The following is a 20,845-nucleotide window of genomic DNA, read 5'->3' as shown; positions in this document are numbered from 1 at the left end:
ACCTGGGCATGAGGGCGAAACCTCTACGCCCTATCCTGCCGCCGCCGACGGCTCCGTGCGCGCGCCCTCCCCCTCCGAAGACCCGGCTTGCGCCGTGCCCGCCCCCGCGAGGTCGCGCATGAACCGGTCGCGCCAGACCGACACGTTGTTCTCGCGCAGTTGCGCCATCATGTCCCGATACCGGGCCACGCGCTCGGCAAGCGGCATCGCGAGCGCGGCGGCAAGCGCGTCCGCCATGCCGTCGATGTCGAGCGGATTGACGATCAGCGCGCCGCCCAGCTCCCGGGCCGCGCCGGCGAAACACGAAAGCACCAGCACGCCCGGGTTCTCCGGGTCCTGCGCGGACACGTATTCCTTCGCGACGAGGTTCATGCCGTCGCGCAGCGGCGTCACGTACCCCACGTTGGAGGCGCGGAAAAGCGCCGCGAGCACGGCGCGCTCGTACTGCCGGTGGATGTACCAGATCGGCGTCCAGTCGAGCTCCGCGAAACGTCCGTTGATGCGCCCCGACTCCGTCTCGAGCCGCAGCCGGATGTCCTGATAGGCGTTCAGGTCGGCGCGCGTGGGCGGCGCGATCTGCACGAACGACACCTTGTTGCGCTGGGCGGGCCGCTGGTCGAGAAACCGCTCGAACGCGCGGAAACGCTCGACGAGCCCCTTCGAGTAGTCGAGCCGATCCACGCTCATGACGACCTTGCGCCCGTGCAGCGTCGCCTTGAGCGTACGCACGGGCTTGCCGCTCTCGCCGGCGCGGGCGAGCTCGGCGATTTCGTCGGGATAGACGCCGATCGGGTAGGACGACGCGCGCAGCGACCGGCCGAACGCCCGCACGCGCGTCAGTCCGTCGGCTTCCGGGCCGGCCGTGCCGTCGGCCTCGTTGACGATGTAGTCGCAAAACGCGCGCAGGTCCGGCTGGGTCTGGAAGCCGAGCAGGTCGAACGCGCAGAGCGCCTTGACCAGTTCGCGATGCGGCGGCACCGCGAGCAGCACCTGCGAGGCCGGAAACGGAATGTGCAGAAAGAAGCCGATGCGATTCTTCACGCCGGCCGTGCGCAACGCCTCGGCGAACGGGATCAGGTGATAGTCGTGAACCCAGATCACGTCGTCCTCGCGCAGAAGCGGCACGAGCTGCCGCGCGAGCCACGCGTTCACGCGGCAGTAGCCGCCGAATTCGTTGCGGTCGTACTGGACGAGATCGGGACGATAGTGGAACGCCGGCCAGAGCGTCGCGTTCGAGAAGCCGCGATAGTACTGGTCGTAATCGCGCCGCAGCAGCGGGACCGTGGCGAACGTCACCGGGCCGCGCTCCTCGAGCTGGATCTGCGGCTGCCCCGCGCCGAGCACGTCGCCGCTCCAGCCGAACCACATGCCGCCGGTTTCCTTGAGCGCGTCGTAGACGCCCACCGCGAGACCGCCCGCCGCCGGCCCCCCTTCGGAGATCGGCGCGACGCGGTTCGACACGATGATCAGGCGGCTCATGAGAGGCGGGCTCCGTGCGAAGAAAAGAAAAGCCGGCCGCCGCGCGCGACGATCGCGCCCGCCCTCATGCCCGGCGCGCCGCCGCGACGACGGCGGCCAGCCAGGCGACGAGCGCGTCGACGGACTCGACCCGCGCCTGCGCGATCGTGTCGCCGTCGCCGACCTTGATCGACAGCCCGCCCTGCGCATTGGCGACGGCAAAACCCTTCTCGTCGGTCAGATCGTCGCCCGCGAACACGGGACGGCGGCCCGCGAACGGCGGCTCGTCGAGAAACGCGCGCAGCGCGCGGCCCTTGTCGACGTCCTTCGGCTTGATCTCGTAGACCATCTTGCCCGGCTGCAGCACGTAGGCGTCCGCGTAGTCCGCGACGAGACGCCCGGTCGCCGCGCGCGCAGCCGGCTCGTGCTCGGGCGCGTTGCGGTAATGGAGCGCGAGCGCCGCGCCCTTGACTTCGAGCAGCATGCCGGGATGGGCACGCACCACGTCCTCGAGCACGCGCTCCATGCGCAGGAGCCGTTCGTCGTCGAAGCCGACGCGCTGCGTGTCGCCGTTCGCGTCGCGCCGCTCCGCGCCGTGCAGGCCGGCCACGGGCAGGTCCGGCATGCCGAGGAAGGCATCGATGCTGTCGATGCCGCGCCCCGTCACGATCGCCACGGCGCCGTGCGTCAGGCGGCGCAGCTCGCCGAGCAGCGCCAGCGTCTCGGGACGAACCTGAACGCCGTCGGGCGTCGGGGCGAGTTCGACGAGCGTGCCGTCGAAGTCGAAGAAGAATGCCGTCTGGGCAGGCGGCAGGACATCCGGAAGTGCCTGTTGCATTGCGTGATCTTTGCCCTCGGCCCGCTCGGCCAGGTGGGTGCCCGACGAACGCCGGTCGACCGGCGCCGCGCCGGAATCGTGGTGACAGATACCCGGGAAAGCCTGCGAATCTTACCGCGCATCGGCCAAATTTTCGAGAAAGTAAGGTTTGCCGACCGGCCCGCATCCGGCGTGCCATCGGCGGAAACGGGCCGCGCGCGACGGCATGCGGGCCAGGATCAGAACGTCGAACGCATCCAGACGTGGGCAATGCCGTCTTCGTCGTGCACGTCCGAAATCGGCGTAAAGCCGAACGCGCCATAGAATTTCTGCAGGTGCGCCTGCGCGTGCAGACGAATCGGCACGCCGGGCCACTGCTGTGCGACATGTCCGAGCGCGCGTTCGAGCATCGCGTTGCCAAGTCCGATGCCGCGAAACGCGGCTGTCGTCAGCACGCGGCCGACCCTGACGTCGGCCGCCGACGCGTCGCGCGCACCGGAAGCCTCGGGCGCATCAGGCAACAGCACGCGCAGATAGCCCGCAAGCGCGCGACGCCCGTTCGCGGAGCCATACGCGAGCAAATGCCAGGCCCCGGGGTCGAGACCGTCGATGTCGCCGTAGACGCAGTTCTGCTCGACCACGAAGACCTCGGCGCGGGCCCGCAGCATCTCGTAGACTTCGACGGCGTCGAGCGTTTCGAAGGCTTTCCAGCGCCATTCGAGATGAGCGGACGACAACGCGGGATTCGACTGGATCATGACGGCTTCGCGCGGCAAAGGATGAGGCCGGCATTATGACGCGACAACGCGGACCGCGAACGGCGCACGAGGGCCGAGGGAAAGGACGAAAAAAGAAAAAGCCACCCGCAGGTGGCTTTCTTCGAATCTGGAGGCGCGAGCCGGAGTCGAACCGGCCTACACGGCTTTGCAGGCCGCTGCATAACCGCTTTGCTATCGCGCCAGAAGCGGAACTGCCGGCTTGGCCGCGGAAACAGGGTGCCCGCAACGGCCCGACAGAGGTTGAATACGTGGCCTTCTTACGGCCCGCCAAACAAAAAGGGAAGCGCTGCTGCTTCCCCGGGTATCTGGAGCGGGAGACGAGTCTCGAACTCGCGACCTCAACCTTGGCAAGGTTGCGCTCTACCAACTGAGCTACTCCCGCATGGTCCTGCATGCGACGACGTCACGGCAAACGCGGAAAAACGGGCATTCCGGATCTGGAGCGGGAGACGAGTCTCGAACTCGCGACCTCAACCTTGGCAAGGTTGCGCTCTACCAACTGAGCTACTCCCGCACTGCATGCGCATTGCATGATTACCGCCTTCCTGCACCTTCTTTCCTGCTGCCGATCCGGCACAAAAATCCGCCGCACCGGAGAAACGAGATTATGGATAAGGCGCCAAAATGTGTCAAGCCCTTCCGCGCGCCGGCGCATCGGCGCTCAGGCCCCGCCGTCGCCGCGCTCGCGAATCTGCGGCCACGCGAGCTTCATGTAGTAGAGCATCGACCAGATCGTCAGGAACGCCGCGACGTAGATGAGCCACATGCCCCAGACGCGCGTGTCGAGCGTCAGGATGCCGAGCGGCAGCGGCGCGTAGAACAGCAGCATCGGAATCGCGACCATCTGGCAGGCCGTCTTGAACTTGCCGAGCGAATTCACCGCGACGCTCTTCGACGCGCCGATCTGCGCCATCCACTCGCGCAGCGCCGAAATCGCAATCTCGCGGCCGACGATGACGAGCGCGATCGCCGCGTCGAGGCGCGCGAGCTGCACGAGCACGAGCAGCGCGGCCGTCACCATGAGCTTGTCGGCCACGGGGTCGAGAAACGCGCCGAACGACGAGGTCTGGTTCCATTTGCGCGCGAGAAAGCCGTCGAACCAGTCGGTCAGCGCCGCGAGCACGAACACCGCCATCGCCAATGCATTGCGATGCATCGGGCTCAGCACGGTGTCGGGCAGGTAGAACACGCCGACCACGAGCGGGATCAGGACGATCCTCAGCCACGTCAGAAAAATCGGGAAATTGAACGGCATCGGCGGGTGCGGTCAGTCAACGGAGTTGCAATTGTGCCGTGTCGCAGCACCAGTCACAAGCAACTGTAAGCGGACGCGGAGCGGATCGCCGCCGTTGCCGCCGGATCAATGTAGCTGCCGGTAGATCTGCTCGGCCAGCGCGCGCGAAATGCCGTCCACGCTCGCGAGGTCGTCCACGCTCGCCGCCATGACGCCACGCAGGCCGCCGAACCGCGCGAGCAAACGTTGCCGGCGCTTCGCCCCGACGCCTTCGAGCTCTTCGAGACGCGAAGTCTGGCGCGTCTTGCCGCGCTTCGCGCGCATGCCCGTGATCGCGAAGCGGTGCGCCTCGTCGCGAATCTGCGCGACCAGCATCAGCGCCGCGCTTTCCTTGCCGAGTTCGAGCGGCGCGCGGCCGTCGGCGAACACGAGCGTCTCGAGCCCGACCTTGCGTCCCTCGCCCTTCGCCACGCCGACCAGCATCGACGGATCGAGGCCCAACTCGGTGAACACCTGGCGCGCGATCTCGACCTGGCCCTTGCCGCCGTCGATCAGCACGACGTTCGGCAGCGTGCCGCCGGCCGCGACCGGCTCCGCGCCGCCGGACGGAGCGTCCGGCCCGTCCTCGCCCGTCAGCGCGCAGTCGGCCTCGTTGCGGGCCGACTGCGCGAGCATCTTCTCGTAGCGCCGCGTGAGCACCTGGCGCATGGCCGCGTAGTCGTCGCCGGGCGTGATGCCCGCGATGTTGTAGCGCCGGTACTCGCCCGACTGCATCTTGTGGTGGTGATAGACGACGCACGACGCCTGGGTGGCCTCGCCCATCGTGTGGCTGATGTCGAAGCATTCGATGCGCAGATGCGCGAGATCGTCGGGTTCGAGGCCGAGCAACTGCGCGAGCGTGCGCGTGCGGGCCTGCTGCGAACCCTGCTCCGAGAGCAGCCGGGCCAGCGCGAGCCGCGCGTTCTGCTCGGCCATCGCCAGCCAGGCGCGCTTTTGGCCCTGCGGCTGACGCAGCAGCGCCACGCGATGCCCGGCCTGCTCGCCGAGCACGTCGATCAGCTCGCGATTCGCCGGCGGATGGCTGACCACGAGCACCGGCGGCACGCGATTGCCGAGGTAATGCTGGGCGATGAACGCGTCGAGCACCTCGGGCTCGATGCCGGCGCCGCGCGCGAGCGCTCCGGTTTCGCGGTCCGGTTCGTCCGTCTCCGCGAATTCGGCCAGGTTTGCCGCGCCGGCATCGTCCGCCCCCGCCTCGGGCGGCAAATCGTTGGCGATCCCGAGCGGGTCGGGCCGCACGTCGTCGAGCATCCCATCGGCCGCCTCATCGTCCAGCCCCGTTTCGCGGCCGTCCGCCTCGTCCGCGCCCAGGGACGACGGCGGTATTCCCGCGCTCGCGCTGCCGCCCGGCAACGCGAGCCCGACGCCGCCCTCGTCGTCGGTCAGCGCGCTTTCCACGTGCGCCGGGAAATACGCCTTGTCGCCCAGATGCCGGCCGCCGCGCACCATCGCGAGATTCACGCAGACCCGGCCGCCCAGCGCCACCACGGCGAGAATGTCGACGTCGCTGTCGCCGCCCGTCTCGATCGCCTGCTGATGGAGCACCGTGGCAAGCGAGCTCATCTGGTTGCGCACGGCCGCCGCCTGCTCGAACTTCAGCTCGGCGGCGAACGCGTGCATCTTCTGCTCGAGCTCGTTCATCACCTCGCTCTGCCGGCCGAGCAGGAAACGCGACGCGTTGCTCACGTCGCGCGCATAGTCCTCCTCGCCGATCGCGCCGACGCACGGCGCCGTGCAGCGCTCGATCTGATGCAGCAGGCACGGCCGCGTGCGGTTGTTGAACACCGAGTCCTCGCAGGTGCGCAACTGGAACACGCGCTGCAGGATCTGGATGCTCTCGCGCACGGCCGAGGCGCTCGGGAACGGGCCGAAATATTGATTGCTGCGATCCACGGCGCCGCGGTAATAGGCCATGCGCGGAAAGCGGTGGCCCGTCAGCTTCAGGTACGGATACGACTTGTCGTCGCGAAAAAGGATGTTGTAGCGCGGCGTGAGCGCCTTGATGAGATTGTTTTCGAGCAGCAGCGCCTCGGCCTCGGAACGCGTCACCGTGGTCTCGATGCGGGCGATCCGCGTCACCATCAGCGCGATGCGCGGCGACGCCAGAGTCTTCGTGAAGTAACTCGAAACGCGCTTCTTCAGATCGCGGGCCTTGCCCACGTAGAGCACCGTGCCCTGGGCATCGTAGTAGCGATAGACGCCCGGCAGGTGCGGCAGTTGCGCGAGCGCCTTTTTGGGTTCGAAAACGTCGGAATCGGTCATCCAGAATCGGGGGGCGGCCACGGATGCCGCGCCGGATCGCGCGGCCCGGACGTGGCCGCGGGCGTGCTTTAGAATCGTCAGTTTAGAACATTCCGCGTCTGCCCGAGCCCGGCGCACGGTCCGCGGCAATGGCCCGCCCTGCGGGCCGCGTGTCGTGCCGCCGGCGCCCGCGCACGGCATCGCGATGCGCCCATGTCCAACGCCACCAATCCATCCAGCCTTGCCGCACCGACCGCGCCGCCGTTCGCCTGCGACATCTTCTGCGCGGTCATCGACAACTTCGGCGATATCGGCGTGTGCTGGCGTCTCGCCCGGCAGTTGGCGGTGGAGCACGGCTGGCAGGTGCGCCTCTTCGTCGACGACCTGCACGCGTTCCAGAAACTGTGCTCCACGTTGTCGACGGAGCAGGCCGTGCAGACAGTCGAGGGGATCGAAGGCATCACCGTCGAGCACTGGCGCGAACCGTCCCACGCGGGCGACACGTTGCGCATCGCCGACGTCGTGATCGAGGCGTTCGCCTGCGAGTTGCCGGCCGTCTACGTCGCCGCGATGGCCCGGCGGGCCCGTCCGCCGGTCTGGCTGAACCTCGAATACCTGAGCGCCGAGGACTGGGTGGCCGATTTCCATTTGCGTCCCTCGCCCCATCCGCGCTACGCGCTCACGAAAACGTTCTTTTTTCCCGGCCTCGGACCCGGCACCGGCGGCGTGCTCAAGGAGCGCGACCTCGACGCCGCGCGCGCGGCCTTCGAGAACTCGCCCGAAGCGCGCGCCGCGTGGTGGCATCGCGCGACGGGCGGGCCGCCGCCGGAGCCGGAGGCGACAGTGATCTCGCTCTTCTCCTACGAAAACCCGGCCGTCGACAGCCTGCTCGCCCAATGGCGCGACGGCGCGGCGCCGGTCGTGCTGCTCGTGCCGCAGGGCCGTATTTCGGGGGCGCTGGCCCGTTTCTTCGGGCTGCCGTCGTTCGGCGCGCTCGCCCATGCCCGGCGCGGCGCGCTGCGTGCGCACGGCCTCGCCTTCACCGACCAGCGCGGCTACGACTCGCTGCTCTGGGCCAGCGACGTCAACTTCGTGCGCGGCGAGGATTCGTTTGTGCGCGCGCAATGGGCGGCGAAGCCTTTCGTCTGGCATATCTACCCGCAGGCCGACGACGCGCATCTGCCGAAGCTCGACGCCGCGCTCGACCACTACGCGCGCGCGCTGCCGGCGGCGCCGCGCGAAGCGCTGGCCCGCTTCTGGCACGCATGGAACGGCGGCGGCACGCCCGACTGGGCCGATTTCGCCCGGCATCTGGCCGGACTGCGCGAACGCGCGGCCGCCTGGGCAGTCGAACTCGCGCAGGCCGGCGACCTCGCCGGCAATCTGGCGAAATTCGCAAAAAATCAGTTAAAATAAGCGGTTATCCAACGGCAGCCGGTGTTAGAAAGGAAGAAAAGAGGGGACGCAGGAGAGGGATCAGGAACCCGCAGCGCAGTCGAGCAACATTTACTGCCTTGCGCCGCCGCCCTGCGACGCTCGCCGTTGAGCAACACCCGAACTACCTACATTCTGGACAGGACTGTTTTTATGAAGATTGCACAGGAACTCCGCACCGGCAACGTCGTGATGATCGGCAGCGACGCGATGGTCGTGCAGCGGGCCGAGTACAACAAATCGGGCCGCAACGCCGCCGTCGTCAAGATGAAGTTCAAGAACCTGCTGACGGGCGCGGGCATGGAAACGGTCTACAAGGCCGACGACAAGTTCGACGTCGTCGTGCTGGACCGCAAGGAAGTGACCTACTCGTATTTCGCCGACCCGATGTACGTGTTCATGGACGCCGACTACAACCAGTACGAAGTCGAAGCCGAGATGATGGGCGACGCGCTCCACTACCTCGAGGACGGCATGGCCTGCGAAGTCGTGTTCTACAACGAAAAGGCGATCTCGGTCGAACTCCCGACGACGCTCGTGCGCGAGATCGTCTACACGGAGCCGGCCGTGAAGGGCGACACGTCCTCGGGCAAGGTGCTCAAGAACGCGAAACTGAACACGGGCTTCGAACTCCAGGTGCCGCTCTTCTGCAACATCGGCGACAAGATCGAAATCGACACGCGGACCAACGAGTACCGCAGCCGCGCATAATCGCCGCAGCTTCGTGCTGCGCCGCCGCGAAAAAAAGAAAGCGCCCTGCCGGGCGCTTTTTCTTTTCGGCACGAGCGTGTATGTTTGAGACTCTTGTGGGAAAACTTTACCGGGTCGTTCGTGCCGCGCCGGTCCGCTCGCCCTGCCGTGGTCCGGTACGCCGTGCTGCCGGACCGTTCCACGCTCGTGGCATGCTCCCTGCTTGATCGCATGAGACGGGATCGGCCCGACCGATTTCTTTCGATGTCCCAACGACGAGGACTGCTATCCAGACCGCATCGAGCCGCCCCGGCGAAGCGCGCATGCCGCCGTGCGCAGCCGGCGCGCGCCGCGACCGCCGCGCGCGCGTACGGACTGCGCGCGGGATCGCGGCCCGTTCCCGATTCTCCGTAATGCCGCGTCTACCATGCCACACGCACTGATTGTCGAAGACGACCCCAACAGCCTGTCCGGCCTGTCCGCGATACTCGCCGCCGACGGCTTCTCGGTCGACACCGCCGGCACCTTCGCCGACGCCCGCGCCGCGCTCGCCCGCTTCATTCCCGACGTCGTGCTCGTCGACCTGAACCTGCCCGACGGCAGCGGCCTCGAACTGCTCCAGCACCTGCCCGCGCAGCCGCCGGGCGGATCGCTGCCGGTCATCGTGATGACGGGCAACGCCACCGTCGAGAGCGCCATCGAAGGACTGCGGCACGGCATCTGGGACTATCTGCTCAAGCCCGTCAACATCCCGCGCCTGCGCAGCCTGCTCGCGCGCATTCCCCGCCCCTACGAGCTGACCGAGGAAGTGCGGGCGCTGCGCACGGCACTGCGGCGCATCGGCCGCTTCGGACCGATGCTCGGCCGCAGCAACGTCATCCAGCACGTCTACGACGCGCTCGAACAGCTCGCGCCGACCGAAAGCGCCGTCCTGATTCACGGCCAGGCCGGGACGGGCAAGGAAGTGGCCGCGCGCACGCTGCACCAGCTAAGCCGACGCCGCAAGGGGCCCTTCGTCGTCTGCGACGGCCGCGCCGTCGCGACCGGCGCGGCGTCCGGCCGGCCGTTCGCGAGCGTGCTGTTCGGCCACGAGCCCGGCGCGTTCAACGGCGCCGAGCAGCGCGAACCCGGGCTCGTCGATCAGGCGAGCGGCGGTACGCTGTTCGTCGACGAGCTGACGAGCCTGCCGCTCGACGGGCAGATCGCGCTGCTGCGCGCGCTCGACTCGCAGACCTTCATGCGGGTCGGCGGCAGCAGCGAGGTCGGCACCGACTTCCGGCTCGTGGCTTCGACGCGCGCCGCGCCGCGCGAGGCCGTCGCGCAGGGCTTGCTGCACGCGGACCTCTGGCTGCGTCTCGACGCGGCGGCGGTCGCGCTCCCGCCGCTGCGCGAGCGCGACGACGACGCAGCGCTGCTGGCCGAAATCTTCGTCGACGAGCTGAATCAGGACACCCATGCGCGCGGGCTGACGGGCACGACGCGACGCGTCTCGCCAGCGTTCATCCGCGAATGCCTGACCTACGACTGGCCCGGCAACGTGCGCGAGCTGCAGGAGCGCGTGCAACGCGCCTGGCATGCCTCGGACGAAGTGCTGGAGTCGCTGCACGCAGGCGAGAACGGCACGGCCGGCACGCGCGAGCTGAACGGTGGACGGGTGCAGGTGGCCGTCGGCACGCCGCTGGCCGACGTCGAGGAAATGCTGATCCGTGCGACGCTCGACGCCGTGGGCGGCACCCGGCATCGGGCGGCGTCGCTGCTCGGCATCAGCCCGAAGACGCTCTACAACAAGCTCCAGCGGATGCGATTGAATTGATGAACGGCAACGGGCCGAGAGAGCCCGTTCGCGTCACGGCAGCGTGCTGCGCAGCAGCGCCTGGGCGGCGAGGTAAGCCGGCTCGGCGATCAGCCGCTCCCAGCGCAGCGCCTTGCCGCGCGGCCTCAGCCGGCGAATGCGCCGGCTCGACGCCCGGGTCCGCCCGAAGTGCAACGCGTTCAGTACCTGTTCGGCCTCGTCCGGCCGATTGCAGATCAGCACCATGTCGCAGCCGGCCGCGAGCGCGGCATGTGCCGCGTCGGTCGGCGTGCCGCCTTGCCGCGCGGCCTCCATCGAGAGATCGTCGCTGAAAATCGCGCCGGTGAAACGCAGCCGGCCGCGCAGCATCTCCTGAAGCCAGACGCGCGAGAAACCGGCGGGTTTCGCATCGACCTGCGGGTAGATCACGTGCGCCGGCATCACGGCCGAAAGCGAAAGGCCGAGCCAGTCGTAGGGCATCGCGTCCTCGCCCATGATCTGCGCGAGCGGCCGGTCGTCGACGGGCACGGCGACGTGCGAATCGGCCTCGGCGAAGCCGTGTCCCGGGAAATGTTTGCCGCAGTTCGCCATCCCGGCCAGCGCGAGCCCGTGATTCAGGCTTTTCGCGAGCAGCGTGACGACGCGCGGATCGCGATGGAACGCGCGATCCCCGACCACCTTCGAGTGCCCGTAGCCGAGATCGAGCACCGGCGTGAAGCTCAGGTCGATGCCGCATGCGCGCAATTCGCCCGCGAGGATGTAGCCGACCGCGGTCGCGACCTTGGTGGCGAGCAGCACGTCCTTGTCCCACAGCTCGCCGAGCCGGCCCATCGGCGGCAGCACCGTGAACCCGTCGGAACGAAAGCGCTGCACGCGGCCGCCTTCGTGATCGACCGCGATGAGCAGGTCCTCGCGCACGGCGCGAATCGCGTCGGTCAGCGCGACGAGCTGCGCGCGGTTCTCGTAGTGGCGGGCGAACAGGATCACGCCGCCCGTCATCGGATGGGAAAGCCGTCGCACGTCGTCGTCGGTCAGCGTCGTACCGACCACGTCGAGCATGACGGGTCCGGGAATGTTTTTCATCGGATACCAAGCAATGCAGGAGGAAAAAAAGGAATCGCGCGGCCGTGCCTGGGCCGCGCAGCGGGAAAAGCAGCCGGTCAGTCGACCTCGGCGATCACGAACGAGACGGCATAGTCGCGCTCGTCGGTAATCGTCACGTGCGCGCGGATGCCCCGCTCGTCGAGCCATTGCGCGAGCTCGCCCGAGGCGACCGCCACGGGCTTGCCGCTCGGCTCGTTGAGCGTCTGCAGCGCGCGCCACGTCATCGGCCAGTGGATGCCGAGGCCGATCGCCTTCGAGAACGCCTCCTTCGCGGAAAAGCGCGTCGCGAGAAACGCCAGTCCGCGCGCCGCCGAACGCGCCGCGCGCGCCTCGTAAACGCGCAGCTCGTCGGGGCCGAGCACGCGCTTCGCGAAGCGGCCGCCGGTCCGCTCCATAACCGCCGAGACGCGGCTCACCTGGATGATGTCGGTTCCGATGCCGTAGATCGCCATGCCGCTCCTCTTCCGTTGTCCCGAGGCTCGTCGCCCGCCTTCGCGCCCGGCCGTTGCGCTGGCCGATGCCGGCGAGAAACCGGGCCGGGCGGGGTTGCCCGGGGCCTCGATCGACTCGCTACGCGCGCGCGCCGAGACGCGCCGCGACCATGATCGCCCTCATTTCGCGCACGGCGTTCTCCCAGCCCGCGAAGATCGCGTGCGCGACGATCGCATGGCCGATGTTCAGCTCGGCGATGCCGTCGATCGCCGCGATCTGCTGGACGTTCGTGTAATGCAGGCCGTGCCCCGCGTTGACCTTGAGCCCGAGGCCGATGCCGCTGTTCACGCCGCGCACGATGCGCTCGTATTCGCGGGCCTGCTCGCCGGCGTCGCGCGCCTCCGCATAACGGCCTGTGTGCAGCTCGACCACGGGCGCGCCGGCTTCCTGCGCCGCGCGTATCTGCGTCTCGTCCGGGTCGATGAAGAGCGACACGCGAATGCCGGCGTCCGCGAGTTGCCGGCACGCCGCGCTCACGGCGTCGAACTGGCCGGCCACGTCGAGCCCGCCCTCGGTCGTCAGCTCGACGCGCTTCTCGGGCACGAGGCAGACGTCGTGCGGCTTCACTTCGCAGGCGATGTCGAGCATCTCCCGCGTCACCGCGCATTCGAGGTTCATGCGCGTGCGCAGTTGCGTGCGCAGCGTGCGCACGTCCGCGTCGACGATGTGCCGGCGGTCTTCGCGCAGATGCAGCGTGATAGCGTCCGCGCCCGCCTCCTCGGCCAGCAGCGCGGCGCGGACCGGATCGGGATAGGCCGTGCCGCGCGCGTTGCGCAGCGTGGCGACGTGATCGATGTTGACGCCCAGTTCGATCGCGTCGGGAGAAGTCAGAAAGAAGCTCATAGATTCTGCAGGTCGATCAGGATCTGGCGGGTGGCAAGCGGCGCGCCGCCGAGGTAAGTGTTGAGCAGGAAGCGCATGAGCGCCTTGCTCTGCGCGGCGGTCTGGGGCCGGCGGTAGTCGTCCTCTTCCATGTCGAGCAACGTCTGCCCGGAGAGCACCGGCCAGTGGCCGGGCCACTCCGGCGCCGCGCCGTCCGTCTCGCGGACGTCGCGCACGCCGCGCTCCGGGTCGAACACGTAGCGGCCGTCGGGCTGGACCGCCTGGCGCGCGACGGTGCGGTTCAGCGCGAGCGCGTAGCCGGTCTCGCGTAGCAGCACGCGCTCGAACGAACGCAGCACCTGGACGGCGGGCTCGTCGTGCGCGAGACGCGTGAGCGTGACGACATAATGCCGGAACAGCTCCGGATGCGGGTCCTCGCGCGCACAGAACTTCACGAGCAGCTCGTTGACGTAGAAACCGCAGAGCAGCGCGTCGCCCGCGAGCGGCAGCATGCCGCCCACCCACTCGGCGCCCGTCAGCGTGCGCACCTCGCCCTTGCCGGTCCACGACAGCGCAAGCGGCTGGAACGTCTGCAGCACGCCGCGCAACGCGGAATGCGGACGCTTCGCGCCTTTCGCGACGAGCGCGACGCGCCCATGATCGCGCGAAAGCACGTCGACGATCAGGCTCGTTTCGCGGTACGGATAGCTGTGCAGGACGAAGGCCGGCTGCTCCGCGACCCGGTAGTCGGGAACGGACGGCGCGCGCGGCGCGCGGCGCGCGGCGGCGGACTTGCGCGGCGTCCCGGCGACGGGCGCATCGGCTTCGCCGACCGGGGTCGCGTACGCGACGTCCGCGTTGCCGGTCACGCCGTCGTTCGTCCCGTCATTCGTACCCATAGGCGCGCAGTCCGGCCTCGTTGTCCGCCCAGCCGCTCCTCACCTTGACGAAAGTCTCCAGATAGATCGGGCCGCCGAACAGCTTCTCCATGTCGAGCCGCGCCTCGGTGCTGATCTGCTTGAGCTTCGCGCCCTTCTGTCCAATCACCATCGCCTTGTGGCCGTCGCGCTCGACCAGGATCGTCGCGAAGATGCGCCGCAGCCGCCCTTCCGTCTCGAACTTGTCGATCAGCACCGTGCTCGTGTAGGGCAGCTCGTCGCCGGTCCAGCGGAACACTTTCTCCCTCAGGATTTCGGCCGCGAGGAAGCGCTCGCTGCGGTCGGTCAGGTCGTCCTCGCCGTAAATCGGCTCGCCCTCGGGCAGATACGGCTTGAGCGTGTCGAGCAACCGCCGGATGTCGTCGGGATGCTTCGCCGACAGCGGCACGATCTCGCGGAACGGGCGCAGCGCCTGCACCTGCCCGATGAACGGATAGAGCGTCGCCTTGTCCGACACGCGGTCGAGCTTGTTGGCGATCAGGATGGTCGGCGCCGACGGCGGAATCAGGTCGAGCACCTTCTGGTCGTCCGGACCGAAGCGCCCGGCCTCGATCACGAACAGCACGGCATCGACCGAGCTCAGCGTCGAGGTGACGGCGCGATTGAGCGAGCGGTTCAGCGCGGTGCTGTGCTGAGTCTGGAAGCCCGGCGTATCGACGAAGACGTACTGCGCGTCCTCGATCGTGTTGATGCCGGTGATCCGGTGCCGCGTGGTCTGCGCCTTGCGCGACGTGATGCTGATTTTCTGGCCGACCAGCGCGTTCATCAGCGTCGACTTGCCGACGTTGGGACGGCCGACGATCGCGACCGTGCCGCAGCGAAAACCGGCAGAAGGGGTAGGAGTGGCGTTCATGGTCGGACGGCTCAGGATGGAGAGCGGCGCCGCCTCGCGCGAGGCGGCGCCGGAAATGGTGGCGTCAATGGCCGGCATCGGCTGCGCGTGCCGGCAGGACGGCCGGGAGGGCTGTCGTCGCGCCGGCGGCGTCGAGCCCCGCGTCGTCCGTGGCGCCGGCGACGGACGCGGCATCGCGAACCCTGGCCGGCCGCTCGGCGGTGCGCTCGCCCCCGCGCGCCGCCGCGGACTCCGCTTTCGCCGCGTTGCCGCGCGGCACGGCCGTGACGGCCGGCACACCGTCGGCGAGCGGCGCGGCCTTCTCAGCAACCTTCTCGGCGGATTTCTCCGCCGGCCGGTCCGCCGCGGAATGCCCGGGCGCATCGGTCTTCCCGGCGGTCGGCCGCTCACCGGCTTCGCCCTTCTCGCCGCCCCGCTCCTGGCTGTATTCGACATGCGCCGCCCGGATCAGCGCAAGCGGCACGGCAGCGGCCATCGCGCGCTCGACGTCCCCGGCCGCAGGCGCAGATTCCTCCGCTACCACGACGACGGGCCGTTCACCGGAGCGCGACGCGCGCTCGCGACGCTCGGGCGAACGCAGATCGAGCGCGCCCTGAATGCCCGTGACCCCCGGCACGACTTCCGGCTCGGCCTTCGCGGCGCGCGCGCCCTTCGAGCGTTTCGGCTTCGCGACGGGCGCGGGCGCCGCCGCCATCACCTCCTCGAGCGCCTTCTTCGCGGCGGCCTGCTCGGCCGCCCGGCGGCTCGCGCCCGAGCCCGACACCTTGACGTCGAGCTTGGGCACCGTGCATTCGACCTCGAACTGCTGATTGTGCGCCGCACCATGTGTCGCGATCACTGTGTAGGTCGGCAGCGCGATCTTGTGCCCCTGCAGGTACTCCTGCAGCAGCGTTTTCGAATCCTTGCCGAGCGTGCGCGGGTCGATATGGTCGAGAATCGGCACGTACAGGCGCTTGATGACCGTCTGGGCCGCGTCGAAGCCGCCATCGACGAAAATCGCGCCGAAAACCGCCTCCAGCGCGTCCGCGAGGATGGACGGTCGCCGGAAACCACCGCTGCGCAACTCGCCCTCGCCCAACCGCAGGCTGTCCGCAATATTGAGGGCCTGAGCTATTTCGTACAACGACTGCTGCTTCACGAGGTTCGCGCGCACGCGCGACAGGTCGCCTTCGTCGAGCTTGCCGAAACGTTGAAACAATAGGGCCGCCACCGCGCAATTCAGGACCGAATCGCCGAGAAATTCGAGGCGTTCGTTATGCGTGGCACTGTGACTGCGGTGGGTCAAAGCCTGGCGCAACAATTCCGCATTGCGAAATTCGTAGCGCAGCCGGCTTTCCAGCGGGGATAAAGGCATGGGGAGAGTATAACGCGCCGGCCCGCCCCGGCGAACACGCGCGGCGGGCGGCGAAAGAACGTGTCGAAGCGGCGTTACTGCGGATTCTTCAAGTAGCGCGCGAACATGCCGAGAGCCGCACGACTACCTGACGACGACGATTCGCGATTACCTGAAGAAGCCGATGCGCTTGAGGCTGCTGAAGTTCATCCAGACGAAGAACGCGCGGCCGACGAGATTCGCGTCGGGCATGAATCCCCAGTAGCGGCTGTCGGCACTGTTGTCGCGGTTGTCTCCCATCACGAAGTAGTTGCCGGGAGGCACCTTGCAGATGATGCCCTGCGCGTTGTACTGGCAGTTGTCGCGATAGGGGAAGTCGTCGGCGCCGATGATGAACGGCGGCACCGCCGGATTGTTGAGGATCTCGTTCTTGCGGCCGCCGAGGTCCTCCTCGAACTGCTTCATGTAGCCGCCGCGCTCGTCGTCGTAGAAGTCGGGCAACGGCGTCTCGGACACGGGCGTGCCGTTGATGGTCAACTGCTTGTCCTCGTAGGCGACCACGTCGCCGGGCAGACCGATCACGCGCTTGATGTAGTCCACGGACGGATCCTTCGGATAGCGGAACACGACTACGTCGCCGCGCTTCACCGGCTCGCCCTGGGTGAGCTTCGTGTTGACGATCGGCAGGCGGATGCCGTAATCGAACTTGTTGACGAGAATGAAGTCGCCGACGAGCAGCGTCGGCATCATCGAACCCGACGGAATCTTGAACGGCTCGACCACGAACGAACGCACGAGAAAGACGACGAGAATGACGGGGAAAAAGCTGGCCGAATACTCGAGCCACCACGGTTGGCGCAGCTTGTCGTTGCGCAGCTTCTGGCGCGTGACCGGCGCGTTCTCGTCGGCGAAGCGCTCGCCGACGCGCGCCTGCTGACGGTCGAACTCCTCGACCGCCGCAACGGCGGCGCGGCGCCGTTGCGGCAGGAAAACCAGTTGATCTGCAACCCATGCAATGCCCGTCACGACGACGAGCGTAAAAAGAATAAGCGCAAAGTTCATTTAAAAGTCCAATCCGGTCTTATTTGTCCTCGACCCGAAGAATCGCGAGGAAAGCCTCCTGCGGAATTTCGACGGAGCCGACCTGCTTCATCCGCTTCTTGCCTTCCTTCTGCTTTTCGAGCAGTTTCTTCTTGCGCGTGATGTCGCCGCCATAGCACTTGGCGAGCACATTCTTGCGCAACGCCTTGATATTTTCACGCGCGATGATGTGCGCGCCGATCGCCGCCTGGATCGCCACGTCGTACATCTGGCGCGGGATGATCTCGCGCATCTTCGCGGCGACCTCGCGCCCGCGATACTGCGACTGCGAGCGGTGCACGATGACCGAGAGCGCGTCGACCTTGTCGCCGTTGATCAGCATGTCGACCTTCACGACGTCCGAGGCCCGATACTCCTTGAACTCGTAGTCCATCGACGCATAGCCGCGCGACACCGACTTCAGCCTGTCGAAGAAGTCGAGCACGATCTCGGCCATCGGAATTTCGTAGGTCAGTTGCACCTGGCGGCCGTGGTATTGCATGTTGACCTGGTTGCCGCGCTTCTGCGTGCACAGCGTGATGACCGAGCCGACGTAGTCCTGCGGCATGTACAGGTTGACCGTGACGATCGGCTCGCGGATTTCCTCGACCTTCGACGGGTCGGGCATCTTCGCGGGATTCTCGACCATCAGGATGGTGCCGTCGCCCTGCACGACCTCGTAGACGACCGTCGGCGCGGTCGTGATCAGGTCCATGTCGAACTCGCGCTCGAGCCGCTCCTGGACGATCTCCATGTGCAACAGGCCGAGGAAGCCGCAGCGGAAGCCGAAGCCGAGCGCCTGCGAGACTTCCGGCTCGTACTGCAGCGAGGCGTCGTTGAGCTTGAGCTTTTCGAGCGACTCGCGCAGCGCGTCGTACTGGTTCGCCTCGACCGGGTAGAGCCCCGCGAACACCTGCGGCTTGACCTCCTTGAAGCCGGGCAGCGGTTCGACCGCGGGCACGCCCCCCGACGAACCGGCCGCGTGCGTGACCGTGTCGCCGACCTTCGTCGCCGCCAGTTCCTTGATGCCGGCGATGATGAAACCCACCTGCCCCGCCGACAGCGCCTCCAGATTCTTCGCCTTCGGCGTGAATACGCCGATGTGCTCGACCGGGTACTGCGCGCCCGTCGCCATGAGCCGGATCCGGTCCTTCGGACGCAGCGTGCCGTTGACGATGCGCACGAGCATCACGACGCCGACGTAGTTGTCGAACCACGAGTCGATGATGAGCGCCTGCAGCGGCGCGTCGGGCTCGCCCTTCGGCGACGGCACCTTCGCGATCAGCGCCTCGAGCACGTCCCCGACGCCCTCGCCCGTCTTGGCGCTGCAGCGCGTCGCGTCGGTGGCGTCGATGCCGATCACGTCCTCGATCTCGGCAATCGCGTTCTCGGGGTTCGCCGCCGGCAGGTCGATCTTGTTGAGCACCGGCACGACCTCGACGCCGAGCTCGATCGCCGTGTAGCAGTTCGCGACGGTCTGCGCCTCGACGCCCTGGCTCGCGTCGACGACGAGGAGCGCCCCCTCGCAGGCCGACAGCGAGCGGCTCACCTCGTAGGAAAAGTCGACGTGACCCGGCGTGTCGATCAGGTTCAGGTTGTAGAGCCGGCCGTCGCGCGCGCGATAGCTCAGCGCCGCGGTCTGGGCCTTGATCGTGATGCCGCGCTCGCGCTCGAGGTCCATCGAGTCGAGCACCTGGGATTCCATCTCGCGGTCGGACAAGCCACCGCATAGCTGGATGATGCGATCGGCGAGCGTCGACTTGCCGTGGTCGATGTGCGCAATGATCGAGAAGTTACGAATATGATCCATTCAATGCCGATCAAGCAAAAAAGGCGCGCCCAGACAAAAAGCGGAGCACGCCTTGTAAGCAGATGAAAATCCGGGCTATTTTAGCCGAAAAGGGTTCCGGCCGGACAGCAGTACAGTCCGAACCCGCTCTTTGTCGAGCCGGTGGTGGCACAGTTCGGCCCCGCCGCAAACCAGCACCGGCACCCGCTCGCCGTAACGCGCCCGCCATGCCGGGTCGCGGTCCACGTCGATCCGCTCGACGCGGGCGTGGGTCCCGGCCAGGACGGGCTCGAGCGCCGCGTGCATCTCGTCGCACAGGTGGCGCCCCGGGCGGCCGTAGCGTTCGAAGCACACCGCGCCGCCTTCGGGAAGCCGGGCCATGGTCAATTCTTCTGCTCCGATGCGCGCGGCCGCAACGGCACGAATTGCGCGTTGCCCCCGCGCTGCACGAGCAGGGCGACCATCTTCTGCGGGTCGAGCCGCGCGGTCACGGCCTCGAACTGCCGCGCGCTCGTGATGTCGGTGTCGCCGACGCGCAGGATGACGTCGCCTTTCTGCAGCCCAACGCGCGCAGCCGGCCCCTCGACCGCCACGACCTGCACGCCGCCGTGCAGCTTCAGCGCCTTGAGCTGATCGGCCGACAGGTCGCTCACAGCGAGACCCAGCGCGTTCGAAGCGCGCGGCGCCGGCGCCGGCGGCTTCTTCTGCCCCGTCTTCGCGCTCTTGCCCGACTGAATTTCGGCCACCGTGACCGTCAGGTCGCGCGTCTGGCCCTTGCGCCAGACGGTGATGGTCGCCTGCGTGCCGGGCTTCGTGTCGCCGACCATGCGGGGCAAATCCGTCGCCGCATCAACCGTCTGGCCGTTGAACTTCAGGATGATGTCGCCCGGCAGCACGCCCGCCTGGCCGGCAGGGCCGTCGGGCTCGACGCTGCTCACGAGCGCGCCCTCGGCCCTCGGCAGGCCCAGCGAGTCGGCCACGTCGCTCGTCACCTCGCCGACCGCCACGGCAATACGCCCGCGGATAACCCGGCCCGTCGTTTCGAGCTGGTCCGCCACGCGCATCGCCTCGTCGATCGGAATCGCGAACGAAATGCCCATGAAGCCGCCCGTGCGGCTGTAGATCTGCGAGTTGATGCCGATGACCTCGCCGTCCATGTCGATGAGCGGACCGCCCGAATTGCCGGGATTGACGGCCACGTCGGTCTGGATGAACGGCAGGTAGTCGCCCGTGTCGCGCCCCTTGGCGCTGACGATGCCGGCCGTCACGGTGTTCTCGAGCCCGAACGGCGAGCCGATCGCCACGACCCACTCGCCGACGCGCACCTTGTTCGAATCGCCGATCGTGACGACGGGCAGATTCGAGGCGTCGATCTTGACCACGGCGACGTCGGTGCGATCGTCGACGCCGATCAGTCGCGCCTTGAACTCGCGCTTGTCGGTCAGCGTGACGTAGATGTTGTCCGCGCCGTCGACCACGTGCGCGTTCGTCATCACGTAGCCGTCGGAGGACAGGATGAAGCCCGAGCCGACCCCGCTGCTCTGCTCGCCGCCACCGCCGTTGTCACCGTTATCGCCGCCGTTGTCCGGAGACGAATCGTCGGGCGGCGGGACATCCTGCTGGCCCTGCGGCCCTTGACCCTGCTGCCCTTGCGGCAACGGGATGCCGAAGAAGCGGCGAAAGAATTCCGACATGTCGCCGTCGTCGGACCCCGACGGCAGGCCGCCCGGCTGATCCGACGACACGCGCGTCGTCGTGCGGATGTTGACGACCGCCGGGCCGACCTTGTCCACGAGATCGGTGAAGTCAGGCAGATTGGCTGCGGGAGCCGCCGACGCATCGAGCGAGGCAAACGGCAGGCAAGCCGCCATCGCCACGGCCGCTAAAAATTTGCGCACCGGGAAAATCGTCATGTCGTAGTCAGCCAAA

At 67.8% G+C, this 20,845-nt stretch carries 18 protein-coding genes and 3 tRNA genes; 3 read left to right on the top strand and 18 right to left on the bottom strand.

The window, feature by feature from the left end; genetic code table 11:
- Positions 1 to 30 precede the first annotated feature (30 nt).
- The 8 genes from otsA to uvrC form a co-directional block, all read right to left on the bottom strand.
- Complete coding sequence (gene otsA, locus CY652_RS10375; protein ID WP_102130614.1) at positions 31 to 1,479, bottom strand: alpha,alpha-trehalose-phosphate synthase (UDP-forming); 1,449 nt, start codon at positions 1,477 to 1,479, stop codon at positions 31 to 33.
- Between the two features lie 64 nt (positions 1,480 to 1,543).
- Positions 1,544 to 2,296: a trehalose-phosphatase gene (gene otsB / locus CY652_RS10370; protein ID WP_102130613.1), complete on the bottom strand. Its 753-nt coding sequence runs from the start codon at positions 2,294 to 2,296 to the stop codon at positions 1,544 to 1,546.
- A 218-nt stretch (positions 2,297 to 2,514) separates the two neighbouring features.
- Positions 2,515 to 3,033, bottom strand: a complete 519-nt coding sequence (locus tag CY652_RS10365) for a GNAT family N-acetyltransferase (protein ID WP_102130706.1) — start codon at positions 3,031 to 3,033, stop codon at positions 2,515 to 2,517.
- A 128-nt stretch (positions 3,034 to 3,161) separates the two neighbouring features.
- A tRNA-Cys gene (locus tag CY652_RS10360) sits at positions 3,162 to 3,235 on the bottom strand.
- A 125-nt stretch (positions 3,236 to 3,360) separates the two neighbouring features.
- Positions 3,361 to 3,436: transfer RNA gene (locus CY652_RS10355), tRNA-Gly, on the bottom strand.
- A 56-nt stretch (positions 3,437 to 3,492) separates the two neighbouring features.
- A tRNA-Gly gene (locus CY652_RS10350) sits at positions 3,493 to 3,568 on the bottom strand.
- 147 nt (positions 3,569 to 3,715) lie between these two features.
- The gene (gene pgsA, locus CY652_RS10345; RefSeq protein WP_102130612.1) at positions 3,716 to 4,309 is read right to left on the bottom strand and encodes a CDP-diacylglycerol--glycerol-3-phosphate 3-phosphatidyltransferase; all 594 of its coding nucleotides are present in this window, start codon (positions 4,307 to 4,309) and stop codon (positions 3,716 to 3,718) included.
- Positions 4,310 to 4,414: 105 nt separating this feature from the next.
- Positions 4,415 to 6,610 carry an excinuclease ABC subunit UvrC gene (gene uvrC, locus CY652_RS10340; protein ID WP_102130611.1) on the bottom strand — a complete coding sequence of 732 codons (2,196 nt, stop codon included), beginning with the start codon at positions 6,608 to 6,610 and terminating at the stop codon, positions 4,415 to 4,417.
- A 192-nt stretch (positions 6,611 to 6,802) separates the two neighbouring features.
- Here uvrC and earP point away from each other — a divergent pair, with 192 nt between their 5' ends.
- The 3 genes from earP to CY652_RS10325 all read left to right on the top strand — a co-directional run bounded on the left by earP (position 6,803) and on the right by CY652_RS10325 (position 10,526).
- On the top strand, positions 6,803 to 8,005 hold the full coding sequence (gene earP, locus CY652_RS10335) for an elongation factor P maturation arginine rhamnosyltransferase EarP (protein WP_102130610.1): 1,203 nt from the start codon (positions 6,803 to 6,805) through the stop codon (positions 8,003 to 8,005).
- Positions 8,006 to 8,176: 171 nt separating this feature from the next.
- Positions 8,177 to 8,734, top strand: coding sequence for an elongation factor P (efp, locus tag CY652_RS10330; protein ID WP_102130609.1), 558 nt, complete (start codon positions 8,177 to 8,179; stop codon positions 8,732 to 8,734).
- Between the two features lie 406 nt (positions 8,735 to 9,140).
- Entirely contained in the window at positions 9,141 to 10,526 is a 1,386-nt protein-coding gene (locus CY652_RS10325; protein WP_102130608.1) for a sigma-54-dependent transcriptional regulator, read from the top strand.
- A 33-nt stretch (positions 10,527 to 10,559) separates the two neighbouring features.
- On the opposite strand, the gene nagZ is transcribed toward CY652_RS10325, so the two are convergent.
- From nagZ to CY652_RS10275, 10 genes are all read right to left on the bottom strand, one after another.
- Positions 10,560 to 11,588 (bottom strand): beta-N-acetylhexosaminidase, encoded by a 1,029-nt coding sequence (gene nagZ, locus CY652_RS10320; RefSeq protein ID WP_102130607.1) that lies wholly within the window; start codon positions 11,586 to 11,588, stop codon positions 10,560 to 10,562.
- Between the two features lie 77 nt (positions 11,589 to 11,665).
- A complete protein-coding gene (gene acpS / locus CY652_RS10315; protein ID WP_102130606.1) occupies positions 11,666 to 12,061 on the bottom strand; it encodes a holo-ACP synthase in 396 nt (131 codons plus the stop codon).
- 118 nt (positions 12,062 to 12,179) lie between these two features.
- Complete coding sequence (pdxJ, locus tag CY652_RS10310; protein WP_102130605.1) at positions 12,180 to 12,944, bottom strand: pyridoxine 5'-phosphate synthase; 765 nt, start codon at positions 12,942 to 12,944, stop codon at positions 12,180 to 12,182.
- Complete coding sequence (gene recO / locus CY652_RS10305) at positions 12,941 to 13,822, bottom strand: DNA repair protein RecO (protein ID WP_102130604.1); 882 nt, start codon at positions 13,820 to 13,822, stop codon at positions 12,941 to 12,943. Before recO ends, pdxJ begins: the two co-directional genes overlap by 4 nt.
- The gene (era, locus tag CY652_RS10300; protein ID WP_102130705.1) at positions 13,809 to 14,714 is read right to left on the bottom strand and encodes a GTPase Era; all 906 of its coding nucleotides are present in this window, start codon (positions 14,712 to 14,714) and stop codon (positions 13,809 to 13,811) included. Before era ends, recO begins: the two co-directional genes overlap by 14 nt.
- A gap of 64 nt (positions 14,715 to 14,778) precedes the next feature.
- Complete coding sequence (gene rnc, locus CY652_RS10295) at positions 14,779 to 16,068, bottom strand: ribonuclease III (RefSeq protein ID WP_102130603.1); 1,290 nt, start codon at positions 16,066 to 16,068, stop codon at positions 14,779 to 14,781.
- Positions 16,069 to 16,215: 147 nt separating this feature from the next.
- Complete coding sequence (gene lepB, locus CY652_RS10290; protein WP_102130602.1) at positions 16,216 to 17,109, bottom strand: signal peptidase I; 894 nt, start codon at positions 17,107 to 17,109, stop codon at positions 16,216 to 16,218.
- A gap of 19 nt (positions 17,110 to 17,128) precedes the next feature.
- Positions 17,129 to 18,937: a translation elongation factor 4 gene (lepA, locus tag CY652_RS10285; protein WP_102130601.1), complete on the bottom strand. Its 1,809-nt coding sequence runs from the start codon at positions 18,935 to 18,937 to the stop codon at positions 17,129 to 17,131.
- Between the two features lie 75 nt (positions 18,938 to 19,012).
- Positions 19,013 to 19,297, bottom strand: coding sequence for a glutaredoxin family protein (locus CY652_RS10280; RefSeq protein ID WP_102130600.1), 285 nt, complete (start codon positions 19,295 to 19,297; stop codon positions 19,013 to 19,015).
- 2 nt (positions 19,298 to 19,299) lie between these two features.
- Positions 19,300 to 20,829, bottom strand: a complete 1,530-nt coding sequence (locus tag CY652_RS10275) for a DegQ family serine endoprotease (protein ID WP_102130599.1) — start codon at positions 20,827 to 20,829, stop codon at positions 19,300 to 19,302.
- Positions 20,830 to 20,845: the final 16 nt, after the last annotated feature.

The sequence above is a fragment of the Burkholderia sp. WAC0059 genome (assembly GCF_002870125.1).
Taxonomy (GTDB): Bacteria; Pseudomonadota; Gammaproteobacteria; order Burkholderiales; family Burkholderiaceae; genus Paraburkholderia.
The sequence above is the reverse complement of the archived record's forward strand: the minus strand, read 5'-3'. Positions and strand labels throughout refer to the sequence as shown.

Coding starts and splice junctions, on each gene's coding strand:
- uvrC (WP_102130611.1), bottom strand. CDS start 6,610: ATGACCGATTCCGACGTTTTCGAACCCAAAAAGGCGCTCGCGCAACTG.
- pgsA (WP_102130612.1), bottom strand. CDS start 4,309: ATGCCGTTCAATTTCCCGATTTTTCTGACGTGGCTGAGGATCGTCCTG.
- acpS (WP_102130606.1), bottom strand. CDS start 12,061: ATGGCGATCTACGGCATCGGAACCGACATCATCCAGGTGAGCCGCGTC.
- CY652_RS10280 (WP_102130600.1), bottom strand. CDS start 19,297: ATGGCCCGGCTTCCCGAAGGCGGCGCGGTGTGCTTCGAACGCTACGGC.
- lepA (WP_102130601.1), bottom strand. CDS start 18,937: ATGGATCATATTCGTAACTTCTCGATCATTGCGCACATCGACCACGGC.
- pdxJ (WP_102130605.1), bottom strand. CDS start 12,944: ATGAGCTTCTTTCTGACTTCTCCCGACGCGATCGAACTGGGCGTCAAC.
- otsA (WP_102130614.1), bottom strand. CDS start 1,479: ATGAGCCGCCTGATCATCGTGTCGAACCGCGTCGCGCCGATCTCCGAA.
- CY652_RS10275 (WP_102130599.1), bottom strand. CDS start 20,829: ATGACGATTTTCCCGGTGCGCAAATTTTTAGCGGCCGTGGCGATGGCG.
- rnc (WP_102130603.1), bottom strand. CDS start 16,068: ATGCCTTTATCCCCGCTGGAAAGCCGGCTGCGCTACGAATTTCGCAAT.
- otsB (WP_102130613.1), bottom strand. CDS start 2,296: ATGCAACAGGCACTTCCGGATGTCCTGCCGCCTGCCCAGACGGCATTC.
- era (WP_102130705.1), bottom strand. CDS start 14,714: ATGAACGCCACTCCTACCCCTTCTGCCGGTTTTCGCTGCGGCACGGTC.
- earP (WP_102130610.1), top strand. CDS start 6,803: ATGTCCAACGCCACCAATCCATCCAGCCTTGCCGCACCGACCGCGCCG.
- CY652_RS10325 (WP_102130608.1), top strand. CDS start 9,141: ATGCCACACGCACTGATTGTCGAAGACGACCCCAACAGCCTGTCCGGC.
- CY652_RS10365 (WP_102130706.1), bottom strand. CDS start 3,033: ATGATCCAGTCGAATCCCGCGTTGTCGTCCGCTCATCTCGAATGGCGC.
- recO (WP_102130604.1), bottom strand. CDS start 13,822: ATGGGTACGAATGACGGGACGAACGACGGCGTGACCGGCAACGCGGAC.
- nagZ (WP_102130607.1), bottom strand. CDS start 11,588: ATGAAAAACATTCCCGGACCCGTCATGCTCGACGTGGTCGGTACGACG.
- lepB (WP_102130602.1), bottom strand. CDS start 17,109: ATGAACTTTGCGCTTATTCTTTTTACGCTCGTCGTCGTGACGGGCATT.
- efp (WP_102130609.1), top strand. CDS start 8,177: ATGAAGATTGCACAGGAACTCCGCACCGGCAACGTCGTGATGATCGGC.